Source organism: Paraburkholderia sp. PGU19, assembly GCF_013426915.1.
Classification (GTDB): Bacteria; Pseudomonadota; Gammaproteobacteria; order Burkholderiales; family Burkholderiaceae; genus Paraburkholderia.
Genome location: NZ_AP023180.1, coordinates 994,397 through 1,006,037, shown reverse-complemented (window position 1 = coordinate 1,006,037; position 11,641 = coordinate 994,397). Strand labels below are relative to the sequence as shown.

The window sequence follows — 11,641 nt, the reverse complement described above, 5'->3', positions numbered from 1 at the left end:
CCGGAACAACATTCACTTCTAGAAGTGTCGGGTAAGGCCATGACAGTAAAAATCGCCTATATCGATGAACCGCCGTTCTACTGGACAGGTCTCGATGGTTCCGTGACGGGCTCGGATATCGAACTGGCCGAGGTGGTTCTCCGCGCGATCGGTGTGACATCCATCGAACATCATTTGACCTCGTTCGATGAATTTCTGCCTGGTCTACAAGAAGGTCGCTGGGACATGAATGTGCCGATTTTCGTAACGGCCGAACGCGCAGAGCACGTTGCGTTTAGCGTGCCCGTCTGGGCGCTGGGCGATGGATTCGTCGTGCACGACGGCAATCCAAAAGCGCTGACGAGCTATAGGGCACTAGCGGAGCATAGCGACGCGCGGTTGGGGATTATCAATGGTCAGGTACAGCTCGACTCCGCAAAGTCGGCAGGTGTACGCGATGACCGGATCGTGATGTTCAAGGACCAACCGGAGGCAGTTGCTGCGGTACTCGCGGGAAAGATAGACGCATTCGCTGGAACGGCCGTCGGGAATCGCGTGCTTGCCAGTGCAAACAAGGAACTGGAAGCGGTCGCGCATGCGATGAGCAAGGAAACGGGAGCGCCTGTCGGTGCCTTCTCGTTCAATAAGAACAATGCGGCTCTTTTGCAGGCTGTGAATAAACAGCTGCGCAAGTACCTCGGTTCGGCGGACCATCGCGCGCGCATGGCGAAGTACGGCATCACGGAAGCGGAAATCGACAGCGTAGCGACCGCAAAAGATTGACCAACATCCTATCCAGCCAGCTGGAGACACCATGAAGCGATCATACAAAGTAGTTGACGTGTTTACCTCGCGACCGCTGCTGGGCAATCCCGTTGCCGTGGTGCTCGACGCGCAGGGTTTATCCACGGACGAGATGCAAGCCGTCGCGCGTTGGACGAATCTTTCGGAAACGACGTTTGTTCTTCCGCCTACGACCGACGAGGCGGACTATCAGCTGCGGATCTTCACGCCGCGCAGTGAGCTTCCCTTTGCCGGGCATCCGACACTCGGTAGTGCTCATGCCATTCTGGAAGCGGGGCGTGTGACACCTCGCGCCAGCGGGCGATTGATTCAGCAATGCGCCATTGGCCTCGTCGAGTTGACGATAGGAGAGCAACGAGGAGAGCGCCAGTTGGCCTTCGATCTCCCGCCCGCAAAGATCGAGCCGCTGCACGCCGCGGATATTGCGGATCTCGAACGCATTCTTGGCTGCAAAGTCGACATCAGGACTGCGCCGGCCATCGTAAACGTCGGCCCCATTTGGGTCATCGCGCAAATGGACGATGCGGCTACCATAGTCAATCTACGGCCGGATCTCGCGAGGTTGGCGGACTTCGAGCGCCGCCTCGGCGTGACGGGTGTAACCGTATTCGGTACTCGCGACGGTGGAGATGTGGCCATAGAAGTGCGTTCCTTTGCACCGTCATGTGGCGTGGAGGAGGATCCTGTCTGTGGAAGCGGCAATGGCAGTGTCGCTGCATTTCGGTGGAAGCGCGGCCTGTTGCCTGCCGACGGCGGAAACTATGTGGCGACACAGGGACGCTGTGTCGGTCGGGATGGACGAATCGAAGTGAACGTGGATACGAGCGGGAATGTACGCGTTGGCGGTTCGTGCGTCACCTGTGTAGACGGCTCGTTGACGCTTTGAAAAGCCGCGCCGCATAGGGAATGAAAGATCCTTGGACAACACTAAGTATGTCGAAATGAATATCCATTCATCCACGATTGAAGCAGCGTTCAGTTTTATTTCGGTGAAGAATCCATTCGATGGTGTCGAAGTGGGTACCGTCGTGAATATTCCACCGGAAGGCGCGCCAATGCTGATCGAAAACGCGAAAGAGGGCGCACGCGCGTGCCGCAGCCTTTCCCGTCACGAGCGTGCTCGTGTGCTCGAAACCTGTGCATCGATGGTGGATCGCGATAAGGATACATTTGCTGAAGTCATCGTCGCGGAAGCCGGTAAGACGATCAGGCAGGCAAAAAGAGAAGTGCTGCGCTGCGTGAACACGCTCAAGCTGTCCGCCGACGAAGCGCGCCGAAACGGAGGTGAAGTCGTCCCGTTCGACGCATATGCCGGATCGGAAAACCGGCAGGGATGGTTTACCCGGGAGCCTCTCGGCATCATTGTGGCCATCACGCCGTACAACGATCCACTCAACCTGGTTGCGCACAAGCTTGGACCCGCAATCGCCGGGGGCAATGCCGTGGTGCTCAAGCCGTCGGAACTTGCGCCGCTCTCGGCGATCAAGCTGGTCAACTATCTCGTGGCGGCTGGAATGCCGTCGAACGTTGTGTCGGTTGCAACGGGCGGTGCAGCCCTTGGCGAAGCACTTGTCTCATCGCGGGACGTCAGAATGGTTTCTTTCACGGGCGGCTTCGCGACCGGAGAGAAAATAGCCCGCTCTGCAGGCCTGAAAAAGCTTGCGATGGATCTCGGAGGCAATGCGCCCGTCATCGTCATGGCCGACTGCGATCTCGAGGATGCCGTCGAGTCGTGTGTCTCCGGTTCATACTGGGCTGCAGGGCAGAACTGTGTTGGCACGCAACGCATTCTGATCCAGTCGTCCGTCTATGAAGCGTTCAGGAAGCGTTTCGTTGCTCGCACCCAAGCGCTAAAGGTGGGCAACCCGGCGTTGCCGGACACTGACGTGGGGCCGATGATCACGGCGCAGTCGGCCGCGCGAACGAAAGGCGTAGTAGACGCAGCGATCGGGCAGGGCGCCAGCCTGCTTTGCGGGAATACTCACGAAGGTTCCGTCTATGCGCCGACCGTGCTCGAGGACGTAAGTCTTACATGCGATCTGTGGACGCACGAGGCGTTCAGCCCGGTTGTCGTTCTTCAACGGATCGAGACACTGGGCGAGGCGCTTGCGCTCGCTAATAGCGCTGAGTACAGCCTCCATGCTGGCATCTTCACCAATGACCTGCATGCTGCCCTCAGGGCGGCCGATCAACTGGAGGCGGGCGGCGTGATGATCAACGACTCGTCGGACTATCGGTTCGATGCCATGCCGTTTGGAGGATTCAAATACGGAAGCCTTGGACGAGAAGGTGTCCGGTTTGCCTATGAGGAGATGACTCAAACGAAGGTTGTGTGTATCAGAAAGACGGATCAGTAACGCTTGTCATGCAAGGTGGTCTATCGCAGGCAGGAACATGTTTCAACGGCCCGATCGAGAACATCCGGGGCGTCCTCGGGGCTTCGTTTGAGCGACGTGCGGCGAACGCTGGAACAATGGCGAATGTCGATAGGGGAGACAATTTCTCACCGCGTGCCGCTTTTCCTGCAAGATATTTGCAGCGCCAAGTGTGCGCTGTCCCACCCAGGTTCCTGTCGCTGCGCCCCCCAATGTTCTATCGTCGATCTGAGGCAGTGTGTTCAGACAAAACAGTGACCGGCGCGTACGTCATTGCTCGAATAACCAGCCTCTTTTGACAAAAGGCATTATCCAATCGTTTTTTATCAGTCGAAAGAGCGACGGTTGACGAGTGTGCCATTGCAAATTTCAGCGCTTCACGGCGGAGCTGGCCACAACTCGAAATGGCCAACGTGCGAAGGCTATCTGCACCGTCGAATGATCAGGGGAGTTTACATTTCCAGGAGCGAATTTCGTGGAAGAACTCGACGAATTCTTCTGGAGTGACCTTCTCGACTACATCGATGAAGGGCGCGTCATTGCGGTGGTGGACGACGGGCTGCTGCCTGTCAGTCAGGACGGTCAGTCCATGGGATTCGATGCGCTTGTCGCCACCCGGTTGGCCGAAAAGCTCCGCATTGGCCTGACTGAGTTCGACAACCCTCCGCGGCTGGATGACGTCGTCAGCCGTTACCTGCTACTGCCGCGCGCGCGCAAGGAAGACCTGTACGTTCGCACCTCTCAGGTCGTGAGAGATCTGGCGATCGAGCCTCCTCAAGCGTTGCTGGACCTCGCCGCCGTGTCCCCGTTTGATCTGTTCGTGACCCTGTCGTTCGACGGCTTGCTGACTCGCGCCATCGACCTTGTTCGTCACGGCGGGGAAACGCGCACTTCCGTTGTGAGCTTCTCCCCAAATCGACCTGCCGATCTACCGCTTCCGCGCGGGCGCCTGCCCACGCCAACCGTGTTCCATCTGCTCGGCCGCCAATCGTCAGCGCCCGATTGGGTGATCTGCGACGAGGATCGCCTGGAGTTCCTTCACGCGTTGCAGGACGACGCGCGTCAGCCGAAGCTGCTGTTCGACGCATTGCGCGACGACCATCTGCTGCTGCTCGGTTGCCGGCTGCCGGACTGGCTCGCGCGCTTTTTTCTGCGCGCAGCCAAGAACGAGCGGCTCTCGTCACCTCGCCAGACAGTGGAGTACCTGGTCGATCCCATGGCCGCGCGCGACCCGGCGTTGAAAGCCTTTCTCGCCGACTTCAGCCCGGCAACCCGTGTCGTATCGCTGGAGCCGACTGTCTTTTGCGCCGAGTTGCGCAGCCGCTGGAGCCAGCGTCATCCCACGGGCGTTGCGAAGGCACCGTCGACACCCGTCGCGCCGCGCGCCATCGAGGGTGCGGTGTTCATCAGCTATTCGAGTCAGGATGTAGACGTCGTGCAAGGCCTCGCGCAGGAACTCGATGCTGCCGGCATCGACGTATGGTTCGACCGGAGCGAGCTACGGGGCGGCGATGATTGGGAGCGCAGTATCCGGCGCGGCGTGGACACCAGCAGCCTGTTCATGCCTGTGATTTCGCGCGCCACGCAAGACCCCGACCGGCGGCGGGACTACTTCTGGCGCGAGTGGATGGCCGCCGACGAGCGCGCTCGCGGCATGGCGCCCGACGAACCCTTCCTCCTCCCCGTGGTGATCGACGACACGCCCAAGTACGGCGACTGGCTCCCCGACCGCTTTCGCTCCGCCCAATGGATGACGCTGCCGGGCGCGCGCACGGACGAGACCTTCGTCGCGCACGTGCGCGATCTGTACCGGCAAATCTCCAGCCGCTGCCGGCGGAACTGATATGGCTGACGAAGCGGTGGAATCCGGGCACGCAGCACTGTCGGCAGACGCGCTGACGCCGATGCGCCCCTGGCCGGGCCTCGCGTCTTTCACGGAGGCGGACCAGTACTTTTTCCGCGGCCGGGAGAACGAGGCGGAAGAACTCGCGCGGCTGGTGCGCCGTGAAGTGCTGACTGTCCTGTTCGGCCGCTCGGGGCTTGGAAAGACCTCGTTGCTCAATGCGGGACTTTTTCCGCGTTTGCGCGAGAATCTGCACGTGCCCGTGATGATACGTCTCGCGCACGGCGCCGCGTTGCCGCTGCGCGACCAGGTCTGGCAGGCGCTCGCCGCCGCTTGCAGCGCCGCCGGTGTCGACGCAACCGCGCCGCTGCCGGAGGCGTCATTGTGGGAACACTTTCATCGCGCCGGCGCCGGATTCTGGAACACGCGCAACCGGGCTGTGATACCCGTGCTGGTTTTCGACCAGTTCGAAGAACTGTTCACGCTCGGGCAGGTCGACGAGGAGACGCGCCGTCGCGCGGCCGGCTTCGTCAACGAGCTTTCGGACCTGATTGAAAACCGGCCGCCGGAAGTGTTGCGCCAGGCGCTCGATGCCGGCGCGGTACCCGCGCAGAGCATCGATTTCAGCCGCCGGGACTGCAAGGTCGTCCTGAGCTTTCGCGAAGACTTCCTGGCGGACGTGGAAGGCTTGCGCGTAACGATCCCGTCGCTGATGCGCAACCGATACCGTCTGTTGCCGATGGACGGCTACCAGGCCCGGGCGGTGATCGACAGCGGCGGCGCGCTCGTGGCGCCGACGGTGGCCGAACGCATCATCGGTCTCGCGTGGCGCAATCGCGCCGAAGCGCCTTCGGCAGACGACTATAGCCGGATGGAGGTCGATCCCGCACTCCTGAGCGTGATCTGCAGCGAACTCAATTTGCGCCGTATCGCACGGGTAGCGATCACATCGGTGCTGAGCTGGTGTCGAGCGCTGAGCGCGAGATCCTGGTCGATTTCTATGAACGCTCGTTGCGAGATGTCGACCCGCGCGTGCGCGTGTTTATCGAGGATGAGCTGATCACGGACGCCGGACATCGGGACAGCTATGCGCTCGAGGATGCGCTCGTGCTGCCCGGTATCTCACGCACCGATATCGAGCGGCTCGTGGCTGGCCGGCTGTTGCGCGTCGATGAGCGTTTCGGCGTGCGCAGGCTGGAACTTACCCATGATGTGCTGACACGCGTCGTCAAGGACAGTCGCGATGCGCGGCAGGCCCGTGACGCGGCGGCGGCGGCCGCCGCGCGCGTGCGTGAGGCGTTGGAGATACAGCGGCGTAATCGCCGCAACGCGATGCTGGTTGGTGCCGCCCTGGTGGTTGCAGTGGCTTTGCTGGCCAGTGCGGGATACGCCGCATACGAAGCGACGGTGCAACGAAGCCGTGCGCGTATGGCGCAAGATGACGCCGTAGCCGCGAAGCAGCAGCTCGTCAAGGAGACCGAGAAATCGATCCAGGCGAAGCTCGCAATCGAGGAAGCCCAGCAACAGATGCAGCGCGCGGCAGTGGAGTTGCAAAAGATGGGCGACTCCGCAGCCGAGGCCGATCGTCGTGCGAAAGAAGCGCAGGCGGTCGCAGTGAAGGATGCCGAGTTGGCGGCGATTCAGCAAAAGCGGGCCGACGAAGCCACCGCGCATGCCGGGCAACTGACTCGCGATGCGATTATCTCCGGCGTGATTGCCAACGCGAGCGCCGAGGACGCGGAGCATCCCGATCGCGCGCTGCTGCTGGGCGCTGAAGCCAGCCACGCCGCCCCAGTGCGACTGGATGCGCAGCTTGCGCAACTAGCGCGGCTGATTGCCGACGACGGCGTCCACAAAATGCTGCGGATCGGCGATAAGGTGACTGCGACAGCAACCAGCCCTGACGGCAAACGGATGGCCATGGGCACCAACGGTGGCGACGTCATCGATCTGGACCTGATGACCTGGACCGAACGGCGGCGCTGGAGAGGCCACGAAACTGCTGTGCTGGCGTTGGCGTACGACCAGGATGCGTCACGTCTCGTATCCGCCGATGCGAAGAAAACCGTCGTCACCTGGCAAACGCGCGATGCGAAGGAAATCGGGCGTGTGTCTGTCCGCGATGCCTCCGACATCAGCAGGATAGTCGTCAGTCACCATGGCCAGTTCGTCGCGGTTGCAGGCCATTCATCCGTCCACGTGTTGACGATGCCCGGCCAACCGGGTGTCCCTGTGCTGAAGCGCCTTGGCACGGGCGACGGCCGTTGCCTTGGATTCGGCGGCGACGACGCCACGCTGCTCTACGGTTCCGGGGGAGCATTGTCGTTGCACCGCTCCCCGGCACGGGCACCGAGACCGGCACTGCACCGTCGCCCAGGGCCACACGCGCCTTGCTCGCGCGCACACTCGACTGCCGCTTCGATGCGCTGCTCCACACCAACCCCGACGGCAAGCGCGTCGTCGAGCTTCGCGATGAATCGACGGACACGGTCATCGGAACATTGGACGCAGGCGAAGGCGAACTGCAGGGAGTCTTCGAGTCCGGAGGGGCTTTTTTGCGCTCCGAAATGCCCAAAACACTAGCGTGTGGAAGATGCAACCGCTGCAAAAGATCGGCACGGTGGCTGATGAAAGCGGCAGGACCGTTCGCATGTCATTGAGCCCGGACGGCCGCTGGCTGGCGACAGCCCTGGCCAGCGGTCAGGAGATGGTTCAGCCTACCAACGGCGGCCGGGCGCGAGTCAAGACGAGGCAGGGGCAGCGCGTTGCCGCCTTCCAGTTTTCGCCGAATGGGGACACCGTCGCGTACCAGATCGATCAACAGGAGACGCTGTACACCATATGGTCGCTCGCGCCGGGGGCGGTGTTGCGCAGCGGCAAATCCCTGTACCACGCCGAGGAGGTGGAATTCAACCGCAGCGGCAAGGTTCTCGCGACCGTTCCCGCAGGCACCGATATCGCCGACTTCTGGAATCCTGACGATGCCGCGCAATTGCGCAGCGAACGGGGCATGCTCCGTGCCGAATTTAGTCCTGACGGATCGCTCCTCGCGATTCAGCGCGCCAACGGCACTGTCGATGTACTGGAGATGACGGGCCACGCCCTTCTGCAGCTTCAGAAACCAGTGGATGCCGAAGTGGAGCGCTTTGCGATAAGTTGGGACAATCGGCGCCTGGCGATCACGCTGTCCGACGGTTCGATTCATGTGTACGAGATCACGCCGGCCGGACGCGAAACCGTGCTGTCCGGGAAGCGCGGGTCGGAGGTCGTCGCGTTTAGCCCCGACGGCCGGGTGCTGGCGGTGGCGGGAAGCGATGGCGTCGTGCGCCTGTTCCGCTTTGGGTCACGGCAGGCCATGACCGAGTTGCCTGATCCGCACAAGGATCGCGTGCGTCAGCTGGCATTCAGCCCTGACGGCAAGCGGCTCGTATCGGGGGCGACGATGAGATGGCGATTCTGCACGACGTCGAAAGCGGACAAACCGTGGCCAGATTCGGCCCGCATGATGGCCCGGTTGACCGGCTGGTATTCATTGGCAATGGCGAGGCGCTCGTCAGCGGGGAAGCGAAGGGGGAACGCCACGTGTGGGATCTCCGCAAGGGGAGCCAGTTGGCCCGGTTGCGTGCCGCAGGCGGTACGGTATCGAGTGTGGACATCAGTCCGGGCGGACGTCGCGTGGCCGTGCTGCATGAGGATCAGACGGTGTCGCTGCGGAACTGGGACAGCGAGTCGATGCTGACAGATGCTTGCGCGATTGCAAATCGCAATCTTGATTGTGCGGAGTGGCGACAGTTTATGTCGGGGGTGCCTTATCGGAAGACGTGTGCGGCGTTGCCTGCGCCGAAGCCGGTTTGTCACGATTGACTGGGGTTTTTGCGGTGGCATTCGCGATGCGTTAGCGTGCTTCACGCGTTGCCCCTGTGCGGGCGGCACCTACTTTTCTTTGCCGCCGCGTAACTATTCAGCGGTAACCAGAGGCGAAACGACGACTCCTGTAAAGGCCAGGGCGAGCGCGTCGATCAGCGAACGGCTCTGCTTGCGTAAGGTGGCAAGGTAGGAGCGGATCGTGCAGAACGCCTCCATACCCGATTCCGAGCGGAAGCACCCGGAGATCTTCTGTTTGAGTTTGGGCATGCGGATATCGCGTTCGGCCTGGTTGTTGTCGAACGGTACGCGGTGATCGGCAATGAAACGCCACACCTCATCGGCATACTTGTGAAGCCGTGTGAGCAGGTTGCAGGTAAAGCTTTGCCTGATCCTGCCGCGGCGTTCCCGGCGCCCGGACTCACGTGCCTGCTGCGGATTGAGCTTGCGTGCCTGGGCGATCAGGGCGCGGCTGCGCCGTGTGTAATAGCGTTGGCGCGCCTGACTCAGCGAGGTGTTTCCTGCAGCCTGACTGAGGTCGACCTCGCGCTTTGCCTGGCAAAGCAGGTCAATCATCTGCTGGGCCCAGCGTTGCTGCGTGGACTCCAGGACAAACACCAGTTCGCGCAGATGATGAGCATTGCACAGCGCATGCTCACACTCATAGCCGGCATACGGCCGCCAGCCGTCATGGACCGCGACTCCCCTAAAGCCGGGAAGAATGCCGAAGCTGTCCAGCGCCTCGCTGCCGCGCTTGCGGTGCGCGCCATACCAGCTCAACGCGTGCGTCGAGGCGACATGCAGCCAGCGGGACTCGCGCCCCACGCGCATGCAGCTCTCATCGAAATGCACCACGGGTTGCCCGCGTAGCGCCTGCCGGATCTGCTCAACGGCTGGCACCAGTAACTGCGCGGCCTGATCAATGCTGTGCTGGACGGTTCCCGTAACCACATGCAGACCAAACAGGTCCTTCAGCGCCTGGGCGGTGCGCGCAACCGGCAACTGCTGGTATTGCGTCAGATAGACGGCTGCGGCGCGAATCTGGGGCCGTACTGAACCGCCTGGCTCACGCCCTTGGGAAATGCGCCCGAGTGATGCTTGCCGCAGCGGCACTGCGCGATCTGCACGCGATGCTCGGTCACCTCAAAGCGCGTGGGTGGCAAATCGATCACCTGACGGCCTTCGGGCAACACGGCCACGCGGGCTGCTGCGATGCGTTGGCCACATGCATCGCACACCAGCGCCACCGGGTGAATCTCGATGTGATCGGGTTGCGCGACGCGTTTGAGCGTCTTGCCCTTGTGCCCCGGTTGCGCGCCAGGCCTGGCCCCGCTCGTGCCGCGCAATGACTTCGGCTTGCGCCTTGGACCATCGCTTGACGGCGGCTTGCTGGAGTTATGACTGTCCTTCTCAAGCTTTGCCTCGAGCTCGTTCAGACGCCTCACCAGATCAACGATGAGTGCGTCCTTCTGCTCCGGTGTCAGGTCCTTGAGGTCGGGCATCTTCGTCATGTCCCTCACTATGCACAGCCTGGTAGCAGTTTACAAGCGCTGAATAGTTACGCCGCCGCAAAGAAAAGTAGGCAAAAGAAAGCGGCTCACACCGCCAACATTTCTTCCTGCCTGAGGGCCCCCAACCGGTCCCGCGCTTCACACGGCAACACGTCAGTTCGCGCTCGTTGCCAACGCTCTGCCGATGCGCCTCAACCGCTTCACGCCCCCGCATCGCAGCACGCCGCGCCAGATAGTCCACCGCCGCCCAGGTGGCAAACTGTGTGTAGGCTTTCGCGCCGTACGTGCATCACTCCGGACTGAGTAGCAAGGCTGGCGTTTCTGGTAAGAGCGCTAACCTGTGCGGTGCGACAACCTACCCACAGTTTGCCACTTGGGCGGCACACACCATTCGCTGCCGCTGGCCCGAATACGGGTGTTTGAAGCGGGTGAGGCGCTCATTCGAAGCGTTGGCAACGCACGCAAACAAAAGCGCCACCGCGTGAAGCGTAAGACCGGTTGGGGGCCCTCAGGCAAATACAAGAACTGGCGGTGTTAGCCGCTTTCTTTTGCCTACTTTTCTTTGCGGCGGCAAAGAAAAGTAGGTGCCGCCCCGCACAGGGGCGATGCGTGAAGCACGCTAACGCATCGCGGATGCCAGCGCAAAAGCCCGACCAAACCCTAACCGTCGAATAGCGAACGAACCGCGCACAGCGACGGCGTAGCCACAATTAGCATCGCGCTTTGCGCAATTGAAGCGTGGGGCGGCTGTGCGTCTGGTTCCGCCGGGTTGTCCGTCTTGATTGCTGTTACTTAACGGGCGAAGCAGTGCTCGGAGTCGCCAGCGTGTTGTTGACCCCATAAGCGCTAGTGGCGGGCGTCGAGCTATTGTTCGTGCTCTGCGCGCTCGAGTTCGGCGAACGGTTGGTCATGCCACTGTCCGAGTTGGTGCCGCCAGGCGTGCCATAGTCACTCGTTGGCTTGGCGGCGGCTGGCGACACCGTGCTTGGGGTCGCCAGCGTGTTGTTCTGCGCATAAGCGCCGCCCGACAGCGTGAGTGCGGCAATGGCCGCGAGCAATATGCTACTTGTCTTGTTCATGATCTGTTCCTCCTGATTGGAATGAAAATTAAAGGCAAACGGGCCATTTGTATTTCTCCTTGGCGCTCGTTGTATGTCAGGTCTTGTAGCAATCAGGCTCACGCGGTCGTTTGCGGTGGCACACACGATGCCGACCTGGTCCGCCTAAGACCCTCGCAGATGATCTCCACTTCGTTTAGACGCACC

The 11,641-nt window shown here is 61.6% G+C and carries 10 protein-coding genes; 7 read left to right on the top strand and 3 right to left on the bottom strand.

Translation table 11 applies throughout. The features are described 5' to 3' along the window. Positions 1–39 precede the first annotated feature (39 nt). From H1204_RS22090 to H1204_RS51470, 7 genes are all read left to right on the top strand, one after another. Positions 40–762, top strand: a complete 723-nt coding sequence (locus H1204_RS22090; RefSeq protein WP_180733258.1) for a transporter substrate-binding domain-containing protein — start codon at positions 40–42, stop codon at positions 760–762. A gap of 31 nt (positions 763–793) precedes the next feature. Further along, positions 794–1,669, top strand: a complete 876-nt coding sequence (locus H1204_RS22085; RefSeq protein WP_180732843.1) for a PhzF family phenazine biosynthesis protein — start codon at positions 794–796, stop codon at positions 1,667–1,669. A 31-nt stretch (positions 1,670–1,700) separates the two neighbouring features. Next, positions 1,701–3,140, top strand: coding sequence for an aldehyde dehydrogenase family protein (locus tag H1204_RS22080; RefSeq protein WP_243468753.1), 1,440 nt, complete (start codon positions 1,701–1,703; stop codon positions 3,138–3,140). A 493-nt stretch (positions 3,141–3,633) separates the two neighbouring features. Next, the gene (locus H1204_RS22075; protein ID WP_180732841.1) at positions 3,634–5,001 is read left to right on the top strand and encodes a toll/interleukin-1 receptor domain-containing protein; all 1,368 of its coding nucleotides are present in this window, start codon (positions 3,634–3,636) and stop codon (positions 4,999–5,001) included. A gap of 1 nt (position 5,002) precedes the next feature. Continuing rightward, on the top strand, positions 5,003–6,061 hold the full coding sequence (locus H1204_RS51480; protein ID WP_243468752.1) for a hypothetical protein: 1,059 nt from the start codon (positions 5,003–5,005) through the stop codon (positions 6,059–6,061). Further along, positions 5,965–7,584: a hypothetical protein gene (locus H1204_RS51475; RefSeq protein WP_243468751.1), complete on the top strand. Its 1,620-nt coding sequence runs from the start codon at positions 5,965–5,967 to the stop codon at positions 7,582–7,584. The genes H1204_RS51480 and H1204_RS51475 overlap by 97 nt, the downstream gene beginning before the upstream one ends. 10 nt (positions 7,585–7,594) lie before the next feature. Continuing rightward, positions 7,595–8,740, top strand: coding sequence for a hypothetical protein (locus H1204_RS51470; protein ID WP_243468750.1), 1,146 nt, complete (start codon positions 7,595–7,597; stop codon positions 8,738–8,740). Positions 8,741–8,958: 218 nt separating this feature from the next. Here H1204_RS51470 and H1204_RS22065 read toward each other — a convergent pair whose 3' ends face one another. The 3 genes from H1204_RS22065 to H1204_RS22055 all read right to left on the bottom strand — a co-directional run bounded on the left by H1204_RS22065 (position 8,959) and on the right by H1204_RS22055 (position 11,455). Continuing rightward, positions 8,959–9,978 (bottom strand): IS66 family transposase, encoded by a 1,020-nt coding sequence (locus H1204_RS22065; RefSeq protein WP_180732839.1) that lies wholly within the window; start codon positions 9,976–9,978, stop codon positions 8,959–8,961. Continuing rightward, complete coding sequence (locus H1204_RS22060) at positions 9,882–10,376, bottom strand: DUF6444 domain-containing protein (protein ID WP_180732683.1); 495 nt, start codon at positions 10,374–10,376, stop codon at positions 9,882–9,884. Before H1204_RS22060 ends, H1204_RS22065 begins: the two co-directional genes overlap by 97 nt. Positions 10,377–11,164: 788 nt before the next feature. Next, a complete protein-coding gene (locus H1204_RS22055) occupies positions 11,165–11,455 on the bottom strand; it encodes a hypothetical protein (RefSeq protein ID WP_180732837.1) in 291 nt (96 codons plus the stop codon). Positions 11,456–11,641 lie beyond the last annotated feature (186 nt).